At 49.1% G+C, this 16,693-nt stretch carries 10 protein-coding genes; 3 read left to right on the forward strand and 7 right to left on the reverse strand.

All coding sequences use genetic code 11. The features are described from left to right. Positions 1–181: 181 nt before the first annotated feature. From AC4BAN_RS01515 to AC4BAN_RS01525, 3 genes are all read right to left on the reverse strand, one after another. Positions 182–2,089 (reverse strand): DUF294 nucleotidyltransferase-like domain-containing protein, encoded by a 1,908-nt coding sequence (locus AC4BAN_RS01515; RefSeq protein ID WP_490562595.1) that lies wholly within the window; start codon positions 2,087–2,089, stop codon positions 182–184. Further along, positions 2,086–2,784 (reverse strand): 3'-5' exonuclease, encoded by a 699-nt coding sequence (locus AC4BAN_RS01520; protein WP_490562596.1) that lies wholly within the window; start codon positions 2,782–2,784, stop codon positions 2,086–2,088. Before AC4BAN_RS01520 ends, AC4BAN_RS01515 begins: the two co-directional genes overlap by 4 nt. Before the next feature lie 412 nt (positions 2,785–3,196). Further along, positions 3,197–6,349 (reverse strand): transglycosylase domain-containing protein, encoded by a 3,153-nt coding sequence (locus AC4BAN_RS01525; RefSeq protein ID WP_490562597.1) that lies wholly within the window; start codon positions 6,347–6,349, stop codon positions 3,197–3,199. Positions 6,350–6,887: 538 nt separating this feature from the next. Here AC4BAN_RS01525 and AC4BAN_RS01530 point away from each other — a divergent pair. Genes AC4BAN_RS01530 through AC4BAN_RS01540 form a run of 3 tightly spaced genes read left to right on the forward strand, consistent with a single transcriptional unit; the run spans position 6,888 to position 12,096 of the window. After that, positions 6,888–8,120 carry a TolC family protein gene (locus AC4BAN_RS01530; protein ID WP_490562598.1) on the forward strand — a complete coding sequence of 411 codons (1,233 nt, stop codon included), beginning with the start codon at positions 6,888–6,890 and terminating at the stop codon, positions 8,118–8,120. Beyond that, positions 8,117–9,052: an efflux RND transporter periplasmic adaptor subunit gene (locus AC4BAN_RS01535; protein WP_490562599.1), complete on the forward strand. Its 936-nt coding sequence runs from the start codon at positions 8,117–8,119 to the stop codon at positions 9,050–9,052. The genes AC4BAN_RS01530 and AC4BAN_RS01535 overlap by 4 nt, the downstream gene beginning before the upstream one ends. Further along, complete coding sequence (locus tag AC4BAN_RS01540; RefSeq protein ID WP_490562600.1) at positions 9,049–12,096, forward strand: efflux RND transporter permease subunit; 3,048 nt, start codon at positions 9,049–9,051, stop codon at positions 12,094–12,096. The genes AC4BAN_RS01535 and AC4BAN_RS01540 overlap by 4 nt, the downstream gene beginning before the upstream one ends. Before the next feature lie 38 nt (positions 12,097–12,134). Here AC4BAN_RS01540 and AC4BAN_RS01545 read toward each other — a convergent pair whose 3' ends face one another. The 4 genes from AC4BAN_RS01545 to AC4BAN_RS01560 form a co-directional block, all read right to left on the reverse strand. Continuing rightward, a complete protein-coding gene (locus tag AC4BAN_RS01545; protein ID WP_490562601.1) occupies positions 12,135–12,620 on the reverse strand; it encodes a hypothetical protein in 486 nt (161 codons plus the stop codon). A 134-nt stretch (positions 12,621–12,754) separates the two neighbouring features. Then, a complete protein-coding gene (locus AC4BAN_RS01550; protein WP_490562602.1) occupies positions 12,755–13,738 on the reverse strand; it encodes a sugar transferase in 984 nt (327 codons plus the stop codon). Positions 13,739–14,264: 526 nt separating this feature from the next. Then, on the reverse strand, positions 14,265–15,524 hold the full coding sequence (locus AC4BAN_RS01555) for a glycosyltransferase family 4 protein (RefSeq protein WP_490562603.1): 1,260 nt from the start codon (positions 15,522–15,524) through the stop codon (positions 14,265–14,267). 138 nt (positions 15,525–15,662) lie between these two features. Further along, positions 15,663–16,640, reverse strand: a complete 978-nt coding sequence (locus AC4BAN_RS01560; protein ID WP_490562604.1) for a hypothetical protein — start codon at positions 16,638–16,640, stop codon at positions 15,663–15,665. Positions 16,641–16,693: the final 53 nt, after the last annotated feature.

The following is a 16,693-nucleotide window of genomic DNA, read 5'->3' on the forward strand; positions in this document are numbered from 1 at the left end:
GGCATGTAATTCCCCTCCTCGGAGGGGCTGGGGGTGGGTTTATACCATCAAAGCATTTCCAATACCGCAACATGCGTAAATTTATAAACCCATGATCTTGCTGGAAAGCCCTTCTTTAAACACAGGAGGGCTTTTTTATGGAAGTGGCACAACCTCGGGGCCATGCGCTCCGGTGAAAGCCTTAACTGAACAGCTCTTTCGTAAAATTCAGCTTTATCCTGGTCTGGAAGTTAGTGATGGTTTTAAAGATCTCCTTCAAGGTAACCTGCTCGATTTTGGTAAGCCCCCCGATGTCGATAAAATTATCGGGTGCGGATTTATCCTGAATGATCTGCACGGCCTGTTTCTGAAGCCGCAGGCTCATGAGGTAATAGTAGGCGTGCAGCAACTCCTGCGTATCCTTTTCTTTGAAATCCTCCGTTGCTTTTAAGGCCAGAAGCCGCTCTCCCGTATTCGTTTTAAAGATTCTGTTTTTCAGGGCATACACACGCACCAGGTCCACGATGGGCGTCATGGTCTTTTTCACGTCGAATACCTGCTGGCTTCCCTTTGTAAAGGTTTTAATGTTTTTGAAGAAGGTAAGCGGCGGCTCGTACTGCAAGGCATTCTTGGCCATGTGGTACAGAAACCGATCGAGCGGCCTTTGCAGTTCCTGGTCCAGAAAACCCCTTAAATCATCCATCAGCGTGGCTTCGCCATAAATATGGCGGCAATCGAAAAAGGTGGCGAACTTCATCACTGTTTCAAAGTCAGGCTCCTGCATCCAGCTGTGGTAATTGCGCTTCCAATGAGACAGCGAATGGGTCCATTTGGGGTTCATGGCCATAAAATCGCCTTTACAGAAACTAAACCCAATGGCATCCAGCCGCTCCGAAACATGCCCGGCAAAGGTCAGGAAGTACTCCCTGACCAGCTCGCGCTGCTCGTTGGCCTTGTCTTCGTAAATAATGGCGTTGTCCTGGTCGGTGTTCAGGGTTTGTTCTTTCCGACCCTCGCTGCCCAGCACCACAAACACAAAGCGGGCCGGTGGTGTGCCCATCTCCTCCACCACACTTTCTATTACTTTAGAAGCAATGGTGTCGGATACCGTGGTGATTACCTGGTTTACGATCTCGGGCTTTACTCCCCTTTCCAAAAGCTGGTAAACGATTTCGGGCACCTTCCGCCATTTCTGCTTCAGTTCCCCCACCGATCGGGCCAGCTTAACCGACTGGATAAACATGAACGGCGACTGGGCCTGCTCACTTAACAGCTTGTTGCGGCTAATGAAACCTTTGAAAGACCCTTCTTCTTCCAGCAGCAGGTAGCGGGTTTTGGTGCTGAACATCAGCAGGATGGCCTCATAAATAAAAGCCTGGGTAGAGATCGACACGATGGGGTTATCCATAACAGCCTGTACCGGCTCAAGCGCGCTTACCTGCCTGGCCACTACATTGTCGCGGATGGTGATATCTGTGATGTAGCCGACAATACTCCCTTGCCCATCGTGCACATACAAACAGCTTACTTTGTTCTCCGCCATCATGGCGGCAGCCTTGTAAACGGGCGTTTCGGGGCCACAGGTAACAAGCTCCCTAAACTCCAGCGTTTCCACTTTGTTGGAGTAAAGCTGATCGGAGGTGATAAAATTCTGCTCGAAGGAAACGGGGCGCTTTACAAAATGGGCATATTCATCGTTCAGCATACGGCGGCCAAACTCTGCGGTGAAGAAATGAAAGAACGCGGGGTATGCCTGGCAGAGCTGCTTGAAATCGCGGCGGGGCAGAAAATACACCACTGTGCCTTTGGCAGCGATCACAGAGCGCAGGGATCTTTTCCGGTTAAGGAGCACAGAAAGCCCGCCATAGCAATACCCCGGCCCATGCAGATCGATAACGCGCTTATTTTGCTCACTGTCGTAAAAAAAGGCCTCGTACTCCCCTGCTACAATAATATCCACCCCTTTCATTTTGGTGATTTCCTGGTGATAAATAACGGTGGTCTGGGCGTAGGTTACCTCCTGCAGCAGATCTGTAATACCGATAAGCACGTCCTCTGGTAATAGGTGGAAAGGGTCTGCCTTTTTAAGTACCTCTAGTTTCTTGTTCATAAAAAGTAGATCAGTAGCGCTAGTACAACAACAAGGGCAAGCAACAGGTACAGGAACTGGCCCGGGTTTCTGAAAAATTTTTTATCGGATTTTTCAGGAGCTTCATTCTCCAACATTTCATCGGTGATATCACCTTGCTCGCGCAGCTTAAAAAAGCAGGCCGCCGTGGCTTTGGCATCGGCAGCGGCATCATGCTGCATGGGCATGGGCACCCGGAACAAGCGCTGGTATAATTCCCCCAACCGCAGGAATTTGTTTGAAGCCGGAAGTATAAAATTTGCGGAAACGTTCATCGTGCAGAAAGTGGGCAGCTTTAGCAAGGGGTTTGGCAGCTTGGCCCTGTCATAACTGACGCCCAGCATATGGAAATCAAGCTGCATAAAGTGACCAACCACCAGGGGCTGATACTGGGCTAGATCGTTGCTCAGCTGCGTCAGAACGGTTTTCCTGTCTTTTCCGTTCTCCTTCAAAAACTGATGCGTGATACCATGTATCCGAAAAGATCTATCCGATATTTCTATTTCAGGTTCGTAAATATAATGGTTCTCCGACTTTACTTCCACTCCTTCGCGCGTGTACACAAACCAGGCAATCTGAACCGAATAGGGCCAGCTGGCCGCATCAGCATAAGGCGCATCCCAGTCAGCAGGTATTCCTGAAGTTTCTGTATCGATGAAAAGGTAATACGCTTGCACTGCTGTTTATTAACCTGTTAGCCGGTAAAGATAGTTATTTTAATAATGCTTATATCCAGCGTTGAATTACTGGCTGTGAATACTTATCCCTCTCCCACTAATCTTGTAAATTAAAACAATCAACTGTTTTTAGGAGGTATATACCGCCAATTACTGCTTTGCTAAAACTGGTGGTTGGAAAATGGGCCAGTTTGAAACTGGCGGAAGTATGGTTATGGAACACGCCTTTACTAACTGGCCTCATCATAAGCCACAAGTTGCGCTAACGCTAAACTTGCGTCATGTTTAATTTTGAATACTTATCCCTCTCCCCAGCCCTCTCCCACAGGGCGAGGGATTTTTTTTACTCCACCTCCCTCCGGGAGGAGGCGGGGTGGAGGGTTTTCCAAAGCCTTTCAAAAACGCGGGGGTATCAATGCACAACAGCTTCAGAGTTGCTAAGCGGAGGACTGGCTGTGAGCACTACGTGTGGCTCTTCTTGTGCAGGCATCGTGGGGGGAGGGGTCGGATGTAGCGGGCTGTCTTTCATATCCAGGTAAGGCTCCAGGATGGGTGCCATACCGCGGAGCACCTGCACCGGTAGCGAGGAGGTAAACCCGAAATCAGCTGCTTCACGGCCGGGCACAAAGGCCGTCAGGGTTCCAAAGTGGTTCTCGCCCAGGAAGAAGACAAAAGTAGCGGTCCGGTTAATAGTTCGGGATGCCACCCTGTAGCCCTGCGCGCTCAAGGTATAGCTTCGGTTATCGCCGGTACCCGTCTTACCGCCCATCAGCCAGGCAGTGCCATCAGGTTTGGTGAACCCACCCTGAAGGCGGCGGGCGGTTCCCACATCCACTACTTCTGTGAGGGCCTGCCGCACTACTGCGGCTATTTCTGGGGCCATTACCTGGCTCGTTTGCAGCGGTTTCCAGTTCAGGGAAGTTTCGTAGGGAGTGAGCTTGGCAAAATGCAGGGCATCGATGCGTACCGTGCGCAGGCGCACGCCATCGTTCATCACAATACCCATCAGTTCGGCAAGCGCTTCGGGGCGGTCGCCGGAAGAGCCCAGGGCGGTAGCTAAGGAAGGAACCAGTTGGCCGAACGGATAGCCCAGCCGCTCCCACCTCTTCTGGATGTCCTGGTAGGCATCCAGCTCCAGCATTGTCCGGATCCGGGAGTCGCGCGCATTTTTATGGCGCGTTCTGAACAGCCAGGTATACACATCCTGGCGCTGTGCCTGGCTGGCCTCCACCACCTCTGCCCATTTCGCATCGGGCTGTGCCAGCTCGTATTGTAAAAGCCATAGCTCCAGAGGATGGGTGCGCGCAATGTAGCCCTGGTCAGACAACGAGTAGGCCTCCGGTCCGTAACGTTCGTACAGTTCCTGCACCCGATCCGGGGTGATGCGTGCTTTGGGTAGCCGATGGCGCAGGAAGGCATCAAAATCCTTTAGGTCGGTGTGCGGGTACAGAAAACGGTGCACCACCGCCAGACGCACTTCGTCCTGGTAGAGTCCTGCAAGCAACTTTTCCAACCTTTCTGCTTCTGAAAGATCTTTGTATTTACGCCAGAACTTACGGAGATATACTTTGCCCTCTCGGTCAGCAAACCGTTCCAGGTATTCCCGGCGTCTTGGCTCTCCATCGTTGGCCAGCAGTCTGGGCATATCGGCTACCTGCTGGTAGGTGGTGTAGCGCACCACATCGCGCATGATACGCACAAAAGGCAGGTTGATGGATTTCTGAAACGCCTCCCGAACCGTAGGCCTTCTGCCATTGTCCTCGTTCCGGAAATTATGAAAGTAATGCCTGCCGCCCCCGGTAAAAAAAGCCTCATACGGGCTGGCCGAGTACCGGCGCTCCAATGAAGCCTCCAGGGTGGCCTTCAGGCTTTTGTCCTTTGCCGTTGCCAGATACTGTAGTACCCACTGGCTCAGATTATCGTGCGGTCCAGAAAGGGCCTTTTTAAGATCTGCAGCTGACTGGCCTGCATAGCGCTGGTGCACCTCCGAGACAATTTCGAGGTAGGTGATCAGAACGCGCATTTTAGCCGTGGAGCCCAACTCCAGTTTACTGCCCTCATTTATGTCAAAAGGCTGGTCGGTATTATCGGTTTGCACCCGCACCTCGTTTCCGTTGGGTGTACGCTCAAATAAGGTAAAGCTATACAGCACCGCCTTGGTGCGGCTCGGGGAAAGCATGCGCTCGCCGATCACGCCGGCTGCGCTGGCAGAATCAGGGTTGCGCAGGCTATTGAGGTAAGTTGTAACCTGTTGCTGCAGGTCGCCTTGAAGGGTAGCGGTGGCAGACAGGTCCATCCGATCCAGGTCATACAGTGTTTTGCCCAGTAAGCTCGATAAGTGGGTTCGGGCAATTAGGGCGCCTTTGTTCTTGTCTTTTGGGGCAACAGCCGGGTTAATACTGAAGTTGCGGAATTCAACTGGCCGGGCCAGACCCGCATCGCGCAGCGCCGGGCTGATGTAGTTGTTCTGGGCCAGCAGTCGGAGGTAACCGCCGGTTAGCCGGTTTAACTCCTTGTGTCCGTTGTTACCCAGGTAGAAAGACGGCCTGCGTTGGGCGATCATCAGGGAAAGTACCTGGCGCAGCGCCTGTCCTTTAGCCAGCAGGGTATCACCTTTGGCCTGCTCATCGGGTAAGTTAAGTAATTGGTTTACCGCTTCCGGGTCGGAGTCGAACCACACATACAGACCATCACCAATGCCATGCACCTCGCCATAGCCCGGCGCACCCGACAGAGGCACCAGGTTTACATAAGAAAGGGCCAGGTCTTTTCGGGAAGGCAGGGTTTCTGGTCCGGCCTGGTAAGCGCGCACGCTTGCCGAAACCATCTGCTGTATCTTCTCGCGGGCACCCAGTGTTATACCGCCCGGCGAATGGCGGAATTTCTCGATCTGGGTAGCCAGTGTGCTGCCCCCAATAGTCTGGTAATCCAGGCCCATCATTTCGCCGGCCCGGTGCATGGACGCCTTTGTAAAACGGGCCCAGTCAACAGCTGGATTCATGTAGGGTTTGGCGGTGTCCAGTAGCTCGCGGTTCTCGATAAAGAGCAGAGATTTTATAAGCAGGGGTGGCACAGCTTCAAAAGACGGGTAAACACGGCGAGGGTAGCTGTATTGGTACAAGGGTTCTCCCCGGCTGTCGGAAATAGCGAGCCCTGTCTGTATTTTTTCGGGATAGGGCGTAAAAAGGCCGTAGGAAGCGTAGTTGATCAGAGCAGGCGAGAAACGTGACTGGTAAGTTATTTGCATGCCCCGTGCCTGTACCCGGTCCAACATCTCCGGCAGCTGGGCATAGCCCAATCGCTTATCAAATGGACCGCTCTGTGGGTACACCAGGGCATTGCTGGGACCTGGCTCCACGTGATAGGTTAAGGTGGCAGCAAAACGTGAAATTTCCCGGGCCTGTAATCTCGAAGTTTGTATCTCGTATAACAAGGCGGCCACTACGATACCAATACCAAGGAAAAGCAAAGCAAGCAGTGTCCATTTGATGACCGACTTCCGCTTTCTCTTTGCGTTCTGCCCGATTTCATCCTGCGGGGCGGGACGGTAATTATCGACTACCATCGTTGTATTATTTTAAGGGTTTGTAAATGTAGATCAGTATTTTTTACGAATACTTAAGTGAATAGGTGCCTAAAACATGTAAAAAACTTAATGTTAACACCCATACTCCATATTTTTATATACGTTATTCAGTATACTTATACTACTATTCACTACAACTTATTTATAATCTGTAATTTACGCCTCAAAACAGGCTTGTGGTAAAATTTTAAACCCACCCTTTCTTCGAGCAAATCAGGCATAATCAGGATAAATCAAGCAGTTATTTTGCTTAGATCAGCGTTAGAAAAAGAGAAAACAGAGGCCGGGCTCAGAGCTTGAAATGTTCAACTTTTAAAGTATCCCATCATCCATATATTAAGGTGCCGTTTGTTTTGTATTTCTGGTTTCAGAGTAAATATTTTTTCCTCGCTTGATTGCTTTTAGTTAATGTTTTCGGTAGCAGGTAATAGAGTACTAATTAAAAGATAACCCATCTGGGCATCATCTGCGTTTACAGCTATAGTAAACGAATAAACTCCGTTTTATACGTCTCTATATGCCAAAAGCGAACTTCATCATTATACTCCTGCTGCTCGCCTGCATTAACCTGACATCTGCCCAAACACATAACCTCTCCTATTACCTGGAAAAAGGCCTGAACAACAGTCCGCTGCTACAGGACTTCCGGTACCAGCAGCAGTCCAACCTCATCGATAGCCTGAAAGTATACGCCAGCTTCGGGCCACAGGTAAACGTAACTGCCACTGCCATGGAAGCACCTGTTACCAAACACTTTGGTTACGATGAAGCGGTTACGAACGGGGGTGACTATTCAGGGGTGGTGCGCGTGTCGCAGGACCTTTTTAGCCGAAAGGCCCGCAACGTGCAGCTGGAGAACATACGGCTGCTCAACCAGTCGCTGGCCGCGCAGAGAAGGCTGGAGGCCCAGGACCTTAAGCGCCTGATCACGGCCCAGTACATCACCACCTACGCCGATTACAGGCAGATGCAGTTCAGCCAGCAGGTGCTGGGCATTTTAAAGGCGGAGGAGCCCGCCTTACGCAAGCTGGTGCAACAAGGAGTATACCTGCAAACCGATTTCCTGAACCTGAGCATCAACCTAAAGGCACAGGCTATTGCCTACCGACAGGCCAGCATACAGTACCGGTTCGACTTGAACGGCCTGCGCATTTTATGCGGCGTGGTGGATACCGGTTTGGTGGAACTACAAGCACCCGAAATTGAAGTAGAGGACCTTTTGATGGCTACCCCCACTTTACTGAAGTTTAAAGTAGATAGCCTGCAAATTGCCTTAAACAGGCGGCAGGCAGACCTGAACTACCGCTATAAACTGTCTGCCTTTGCCGATGGCGGCATGATGGCCACTACACCCCAGGGTATACCGCAGCACCTGGGCGCAAGCGCAGGCCTGAGTTTCTCGGTTCCCCTTTATGATGGGGGCCAGCGGCGGCTTGAGTACCAGAAAATAGCCCTGGCAGAGCAGAGCCGGGAAAAATACCGCGACTTTTACCTGAACCAGTACCGCATGCTCCGCAGACAGTTAAATGAGCAGCTCACGACCACCGACCGGCTGCTTCAGGACATACAGGAGCAACTGGACAGCCAGCAGCAGCTGCTGAAAATGTACCGCCTGGAACTTGCCGCAGGGCTGGTGCGCTTCACCGACTATATACTGGTTATCGCTAATTATGCCGAAATGCAAAATAACCTGGTGCAGGCTGAGATCAACCGCTTCCAGATCGTGAACGAATACAACAACCTAAAATGAGACAACCGCCATTTTCCTGCCTCCTTCTGATCTTCCTGCTGCTGGCAGGTTGCATTTCCCCTACGGACAAGCCGTTGGCAGAGGAGGAGGAAATAATCGTAAAGACACCCGTTACGGTTACCGCAATATCCAGCGAACCGCTGCAAGAGACCGTGGAACTGAACGCCATCTCTTCGTATCAGCAAAAGAACGTGCTGAAAGCCGCCACGGATGGCTACATTAAAAAAGTATATGTAAAGCCTGGCGCGCAGGTGAAAGCCGGCACGCCACTCTTCTCTCTGCAAACCAAGGAGGCACAGGTGCTGGGCGACCTTATGACCAAAAATCCCAACCTGAGTTTTAATGGCATGATCACGGTGAAAGCGCCTGCCTCGGGTGTAGTGCTAGAGCTGAACCACCAGGCCGGCGACTATGTGAATGACGGCGAACAACTGGCCGTTATTTCGGAGCTGAGCAGCTATGTTTTTCTGGTGAACGTTCCTTTTGAATTGAACCAGTACACTGCTATTGGCAAAGAGGTGCGCATCCTGTTACCTGATTCCACCCGGCTTCGGGGCACTGTTACGGCCAAACTCTCCAGCATGAACGCTGCGGCACAAACCCAGCAGTTTGTAATCACGCCTCAAACGAACGACATCCTTCCGGAGAATCTGCAGGCGATCGTGCAGCTCATTAAACACGAAAAATCACATACACAGGTGCTCCGCAAGGAAGCCATGCTCACCAACGAAACTCTGGACAAATACTGGGTCATGAAACTGATCAATGACACCACCGCTGTGAAAGTGCCTGTTACTACAGGCATCATCACCGAACGCCAGGTAGAGATCATCACTCCTTCTTTTGCTCCTACTGACCGCATCCTTATATCCGGCAACTATGGCCTGCCAGATACGGCCTATGTTACAGTTCAAAACAGACAGCCTGAATGAAGAACTTCTTTGTAAGCTTTAAAAGCCCCGTGGCGGTGGTGCTGGCCATTATCCTGCTAGCTGGCATGTATTCGTACACACAGCTGCAAACCTCACTTTTCCCGGAAGTAACGTTCCCTAAAATAAAGGTGATCGCCGATACAGGGCTGCAGCCAGTCAGCACCATGATGGTAACGGTGACCAAGCCGCTGGAGAACGCAATAAAACGGGTGCCGGGGCTAAAACTGATCCGTAGCGTTACCAGCCGGGGAAGTTGCGAGATCTCGGCTTTCATGGACTGGAATGCTGACATCGACCTGAGCAAGCAGCAGGTGGAATCGGCTATAAACCAAGTGCAGAATGAGCTTCCGGCAGGCATCTCGATTAATGTAGAGAAAATGAATCCCAGCATACTTCTGGTGCAAGGCTATGTGCTCGATGGCCCCGGCATGAACCCGATCGAACTGAATCACCTGGCCCTGTACACGATTAAGCCCTTCCTGTCGCAGGCTGGCGGTGTGGCAGATGTGCGTGTAACAGGGGGCAAGACCAAAGAATACCGCGTGGAACTGGAGCCCGAAGCCATGCAGACACTACGCATTACCCCCGCTATGATAGCAAATGCGCTCAGCAGCTCCAACTTTATCCAGAGCAATGGCTACCTATCCGATTACAACCGGCTATACTTGTCAGTAACCGACGCAACAATCCGGAACCGGGAAGAACTGGAGAACTTCGTGGTGAGCAACGACAGTGTGCGGTTGGTGCGGCTTAGGGATTTGGCCAGGGTACGCATTGCCGAACAGGTGGAGTATGTACGGGTAAACGCAAATGGCAAAAGTGCAGTGCTTGTAGCCGTGCTTAAACAGCCAACCGCCAACCTGATGGATGTTTCGGCTGCAGTGAAGGACAAGGTGGCGCAACTGAATGCCACCATCCTGCCCCGGGGTGTTACGCTGAAGCCATACTATGTGCAAGGTGATTTTGTGGCAGACTCCATTCGGAGCGTCAGCGACAGTTTGCTCATCGGTCTGCTTTTGGCCATTGTGGTAGCCGTTATTTTCCTGCGCTCCTTTAAGTCCAGTGCCGTTATCCTGATAACCATCCCGATCACGCTGGCGCTCTCGCTGGTGGTGCTGTATGTGCTGGGCTATACCCTGAACATTATGACGCTGGGGGCCATCGCGGCATCTATTGGCCTGATCATAGACGATGCTATTGTGGTGGTGGAGCAGATCCACCGCACCCACGAGGAGCATCCGGAAACCCCCACTAGAAAACTCCTTTCCAAGTCTATTGGCTATCTTTTTCCGGCCATGGTGGGTTCTTCGGTGAGCACTATCGTCATCTTTTTCCCGTTTGTGCTGTTGAGCGGTGTGGCCGGCGCCTACTTTAAGATCCTGGCCAACACCATGATCATCACACTGGCCTGCTCCTTTTTCATTACCTGGTTGGGTTTGCCTGTTATTTACCTGTTGCTTTCACGCGGGAAGCATACTATTAAACCTGCTGCCCCGGCAGAGGCAAGCCGCTCACGCCGCTGGATCACCTTCTTTATTCATCGGCCAGTGCTGAGTGTGGTGTTTGTGGTTTTGTTGTTGGTGGGTAGTTTTCTGGCGTTTCCTTATCTAGAAACCGGATTTCTGCCGGAAATGGACGAAGGCTCGATTGTGCTTGACTATACTTCGCCGCCCGGAACCTCGTTGCAGGAAACGGACCGGATGCTGCAGGCGGTAGAAAGCAAGATCACGCAGATTCCGGAAGTGGCCAGTTATTCCCGCCTTACAGGCACGCAAATGGGCTTTTTTATCACAGAGCCTAACAGTGGCGACTACCTCATCCAACTCAAAAAAGAACGCAGCCGTACCTCCGATGACGTGATTGATGAGATCCGACATTACGTGGAAACTACTCAGCCTGCGCTTCAGGTGGACTTCGGACAGGTGATCGGCGATATGCTCGGCGACCTGATGAGCTCCACCCAGCCTATTGAGATCAAAATTTATGGCGACAACCAGCAGCGGCTGCAGCAACTGGCCCGGCAAGTGGCCGCCATTACTGCACATGTTCCAGGCGCAGCCGACGTATTCAACGGCATCACCATTGCGGGTCCGTCGGTGGAGGTTTTGCCCAACAGCCAGCGGCTGGCGCAGTTTAACCTCACCCCGGCTGACTTGCAGAACCAACTACAGGTACAAATGGAAGGAAGCGTGGTCGGGGCCATTTACGAGAAAGAGCAGCAGACCAACATCCGGATGATGTACCCCCGGGCTGCAGCAAACTCTATTGAGCAACTCAGGAGTACACGGGTATTTTTACCATCCGGGCAACTCAGGCAAATTGGCACGCTGGCCGAAGTAAAGGTAACCTCGGGTCAGGCTGAGGTAGAGCGGGAGAACTTGCAGACGATGATACCTGTTACGGCGCGCCTGGAGGGGCGCGACCTGGGCAGTGTAATGCATGATATACAGCGGCAAATCAAAAGCTCGGTTAATTTGCCGCAGGGCTACCACATCAGTTACGGAGGGGCCTACAAGGAGCAACAACAATCGTTTAACGAACTGCTGCTGATACTTTCCACGGCCGTCTTGCTGGTGTTTGCGGTTATACTTTTCCTGTTCCGGGATATGCGCGTGGCCCTGCTTATTTTAGGCATTGCCATATTGGGTATTACCGGTAGTCTGCTGGCCCTGCTTTTTACGCAGACCGCGCTCAACGTAGGCAGTTATACCGGCATCATCATGATCATCGGCATCATTGCCGAAAATGCCATTTTCACCTTCCTGCAGTTCCGGGAATCCCTCCCGAACCACGCCCCGGATGAGGCTGTAACCTATGCCATTTCCACGCGCCTGCGTCCCAAACTGATGACGGCCCTGGGTGCCATCATCGCTTTAATGCCTATTGCCTTTGGCATCGGTACGGGTGCGCAGTTGCACCAGCCACTCGCCATTGCTGTGATCGGGGGCTTTGTGCTGGGCTTGCCCTTGCTCCTGATCGTTTATCCCAGTTTCCTGCTCCTGCTCTTCAAACAAGAAATGGGCAAAGACAGATCGGGGTCATGAACTGTCTTTACCCATTACTTCCTTTAAGATAGCTCCTTTTATTTGTTCTTATCCCACGGCTCGTTTTCTCCTGCCTTGATGTTATAGCTGAATATCTTTTTCATAGAGAGCGTTTCGCCTGCTTTTACATCAAAGTAAGTATACGAATTGGCAAGACTGTTCTGGCCTGAAGATTTAGGTAGCAGCACATATATAAAGTAGCGGCCGGGCTCAATCTTTTCGTCCATTCTAGGTCCTACAGATCCATATTCGGCTGTTCTGTTATTGCCTGACTTCGCATCGTAAGCATAGCCCAGATAAATGTCGGTTCCGGACTGGCTTACATCAAAACTTCGGTTCTCGGCACCCCAGATGTACACGATGGCATTCTGTGGGTTAATAACTATTTTTCCGTCGGATTCTTTGCTTTGCATTTTAACTTCCACAACATACCTGGCTTGCGTTTCAACCGGTTCAGGATCTTTATCCTTACAAGAAGCCAATAAGACCAGCAATAAAAAAATGATAGGGAGAGTGCGTTTCATACTTTTTCGTTTTTAGGTTAAGGTGAAATTTTAAGGTCCAAAAAACTTGAGCCATGCACTCCTGTCAGTGACAGGAATGCATGGATATTAAATTTACTTAATAGTTCATTTAGGGAAGTGTGTTCTGGTTAATCTTACAGGCTATTCATAGTAAATACTACCCGAATTGTTTCCAGAATAATTTTAAAATCTAAAGCCAAAGACGCATTTTTCACATAAAACAGGTCGTATTCCAGCTTTTGTAAGTTATGCTCAGGGGTGGCTGTTGGAAAATTTACCTGTGCCCAACCTGTAACACCTGGTTTTATGGAGTGGCGCAGGTTGTAATATGGTGCACTTTCAACTAGTGTTGCCACTATCTCTTCCCGCTCTGGCCTGGGGCCAATCAGGCTCATATGCCCGCACAAGATGTTAAAGAGTTGCGGGAGTTCATCAATCTTGGTTTTGCGTAGTATGCGTCCCACAGCGGTAATCCTGGCATCATTTACCACGGTGTGGCCCAGGTTTTCCTGCTGATGAACCATCGTTCGGAGTTTAAAGATCTTAAACGTCCGGCCCCTCATCCCGACCCGGTTCTGAATAAAGAAGGCAGGTCCGGCAGATGTACTTTTGATCAACACGATGGCTAACAAAACCAGTAATAACGCCAGGGGTGCAAGCAGCAGACTTACCATTATGTCAATTACTCTTTTCTGAGTTATGAAGGCTTTGCGTGAGCTCACAAAGAACATATCACTGTTTATGAGCCAGGTATTAAAATGTACCAGAGGGATGCGCTTAGTGTAGTTCTCGTGAAATGAGGCCAAGTTGTATACACTCACCTGGTTTACCCGCAGGTTGTTGATGTGTTTTAGCTGGGCGTTATCTAACGTAATGTTAGAACTCGGGTCTAATAGAACAATGTCGTAGGCTGTAGAAGAAAAACTCGTGTTTCTTTTCCCATCCCAAAAGTCGATGGTGTAATAATTAGACAGCCCTGGTTCCTTTATAAAGTCAGACGCTATATCTCCAGGGTGAACAATGAGGCATTTCTTACGCTTAACACTGTAGTCCTTAGGTGCGGGTTGCCTAAAGAGAAGACTTTTGTGGATGCTTCTTGCGGGTAAAAATATATCCATTATACAAACAATTTAAACTATGATATTATATATATATTATATTTTATATAGAGCTGCAGATATTAGCATTATCCAATATATTAAATGTATACGTCTAAGTTTCAATTGTGTGTAATCTTTTTTAATTTTATTTAAATATTATTTTAATCATGTTTGATAAACGCTAAAATTTATTTAGTTAAAGCCTGCATTGAATAAGTGAATAACCTTTAAATAAATACAATAATTATATATAGCAGTGCAAGCATTAGAATAGTTACGTTTATACCCTAAACTTTTTTGAAATGATTCTGGGTTTAATCACAGAAAATATGCGTATCAAAGCAACGGATATTAAGATGTAAAAGGCAAGGCTGTATTTCAATTGGGTAGGGCATTTGCCATTATGAAGAAGAGTATAGTCGTTTTTTGATTAGGCCGCGTACAAGGAACGCCGGCAATGATTCGTTAAAAAAAAGAGAAATACATGTAACATGTGCTTCTCTTTTTTTATTTACGTTTTAGAGATGCTTGCAGAAGTCCTGTGTTAGCTTGACTGTTCCGCCAGGTTGCCCTGTGCCATAGGCATGAAGACTCTTGCACTACTGAAAGGCGAGGCATGCACCTTTTCCAGTATATTGAGCATTTTGTTAGCTAAGAAGTCCTTGTCAAAGTATTTTTTGGCTACTGCTGATGCGTTTAAGCGCATGTGCAACAAACTTTCAGGATTATCTTTCATCCAAATCAGTTTGTTTGCAAGCGCTACCGCATTATCTGGATCAACGGTATAGCCAACCTGATGGTGCTGCACGAACTCCTTCATCCACCCTTGTGTACTCTGTATTAGGGGAACCCCTGCCGCCAACGACTCAAAAAACTTATTCGGAGAGCAGGTATCCAGCACTGGCGCTCCTTTAAAGGCAACTAAAGACACAAAGGCGTGCTGCAGGTATCCGATGAGTTGTTCCTTTGGCATTAACCCTAAAAGCATGAAGTTCTCTACCCCTTCTCTTCTGGCCTTAGCCTCGAGTTCTTCCCTCTGTTGCCCCTCTCCTATCAGCACGATCTTTATATCACTTCGGCCAAGTTTCAAGAGTTCCTTGGCAGCATCGAATAACCAGTAAGAGTTATTTGCCATGCCAATGTTACCTGTATAAATAGCGTAACTGGTCTCCTTAAAACCACTTTTTGGAAATGGAGCCGGCGTACTGAACAGTTTAATGTTAGCCGCATTGGTAACATTATCGATGTTAGACAGCACATACCGTTTTTGAATATCCTGGGTCATGCCCGGAGACAAGGTAACAATGTAGGACGATGCTTTGTAACACAGCTTCTCGAACCAGAAACTGAGCTTTTTCAAGAGTGGGTTTCTAAGGATGCCTAATTCAACTGCGCCCGATGGCCAGAGATCCCTCACCTCGAAAACAAGTTTCCGCCCCCTTACATAGCGGGCCAGCAGCCCGGGAATACCTACCGTTAGTGGTCCGGAGGAAGCAATCACTACATCAGCCGGCAAGGTCAAGGCATAATAAGATGACAGAACAGCGTACTGTAAGAACGACCAAACACGCTTGTAAAAGGGTTGTTTGTTATCGAGGGAGATATTCAGAACCTTTACATGGATACCTTCAAAATATTGATCCTCTACAAGCTGGGTAGCTTTTAAATCTGATTTACTGTAAATACTGGAAACAACCGTTACCTCGTGGCCCTGTTCCACCCAATTTCGCGTGAACTCATACACGCGGGTGCCCCAGGCCCCTTTAGGAGTTGAGAATAACTGATAAAAGTAAAGTATCTTCATAAAGCAAATATGTTTTTTATAGCTATTGATTAATGAAATTTTGCAGCTGCAGGTTGCCTATTTAAAAAGTGGCGTAGACTGTTGACCTACAATTTGCTGTAAAAGCGAACAGGCAGGCCAGGAAACACTTACAGCCATTTACTTGTGTTCTGATCGAAACGTATCTCTTTTCAACTGCACCTTACTCAGTGCTGAATCAGTCATCTCTACGATCATGGCATCATAGGTTGTGGCATCTTCCACCTTTCCATTTAGCCAGCCATCAACGCCCTCTAAATGACTCAAGCGCACATTTTTACGCCCATCATCCCATAGCAAAACCCCACTAGAACCGTAATTATTCAACGTATGGGTTGCAATGAAATTGATGTACTCCGCAAAGGCATCCTGCGTCATAATGGCATGTCCGTACGTATCGTTTGCAGGGTGTATGCGGTGCCAGAAGAAAGGCATAACCGGTTTATTATACTTCATCCCAAGACCCAGTGCCATATCCAGGTTATCCCGCAGGTATTCCCTTACCCTGGGGCGCCCCACCTCTTCATCTGCATAAGGTAAATAAAGTGAGGGACTGATAAAATCGACCTGTGCTATTAAACTATCTAATTTGCCGGGAGCATTGTAATTTTCTCTTTGCCAGCTTCTCCACCCCTGGAAAGGAACACCGTAAATACCCACCTGTAGGTTTGGCCGTGATTTCTTAATTGTACTGATCAAGTTAAGGAACTGGTTCTCTGCAAACTTAAAGCGGCGATCAGAGGCAGGATAAGTACGCAAGTCTTTAAATGTACTCGTTTCCCAATCTACAACCAGGATGTCTGTACTTAAAGAATCAGGAAAAACCCGCTTTAAAAACCTGTTGATTGCAGCAGGAGAAATGATGGAATTATCGTTTGGATCGGAAATGCCACCATTTGTAAGAATCTGAGCAACTTTGAAGCCATTTTGCCTCAAATGCTGCATAGTTTCTGCCCCATACCTGTCAGGAAATACATACATTTCAAATGGCTGCTTATTACCTGAAAGCACCGGGGGAGCCTTACGCTGCGTACAGCAAAAGGCCGTATGAAGAAGTATTATGAGAAAAAAAAGTGATGTAATTTTTAACACACCCATGAATCAAAAACCTAACGAATTTTCAGAATTATGTACGGCCATGGCTTTCTAAT

The organism is Pontibacter sp. GD13 (genome assembly GCF_058216355.1).

What these genes read in the sequence shown, in the direction of transcription:
- AC4BAN_RS01535 (WP_490562599.1), top strand. Translation starts at nt 8,117, where the DNA reads ATGAGACAACCGCCATTTTCCTGCCTCCTTCTGATCTTCCTGCTGCTG.
- AC4BAN_RS01530 (WP_490562598.1), top strand. Translation starts at nt 6,888, where the DNA reads ATGCCAAAAGCGAACTTCATCATTATACTCCTGCTGCTCGCCTGCATT.
- AC4BAN_RS01515 (WP_490562595.1), bottom strand. Translation starts at nt 2,089, where the DNA reads ATGAACAAGAAACTAGAGGTACTTAAAAAGGCAGACCCTTTCCACCTA.
- AC4BAN_RS01560 (WP_490562604.1), bottom strand. Translation starts at nt 16,640, where the DNA reads ATGGGTGTGTTAAAAATTACATCACTTTTTTTTCTCATAATACTTCTT.
- AC4BAN_RS01550 (WP_490562602.1), bottom strand. Translation starts at nt 13,738, where the DNA reads ATGGATATATTTTTACCCGCAAGAAGCATCCACAAAAGTCTTCTCTTT.
- AC4BAN_RS01540 (WP_490562600.1), top strand. Translation starts at nt 9,049, where the DNA reads ATGAAGAACTTCTTTGTAAGCTTTAAAAGCCCCGTGGCGGTGGTGCTG.
- AC4BAN_RS01555 (WP_490562603.1), bottom strand. Translation starts at nt 15,524, where the DNA reads ATGAAGATACTTTACTTTTATCAGTTATTCTCAACTCCTAAAGGGGCC.
- AC4BAN_RS01525 (WP_490562597.1), bottom strand. Translation starts at nt 6,349, where the DNA reads ATGGTAGTCGATAATTACCGTCCCGCCCCGCAGGATGAAATCGGGCAG.
- AC4BAN_RS01545 (WP_490562601.1), bottom strand. Translation starts at nt 12,620, where the DNA reads ATGAAACGCACTCTCCCTATCATTTTTTTATTGCTGGTCTTATTGGCT.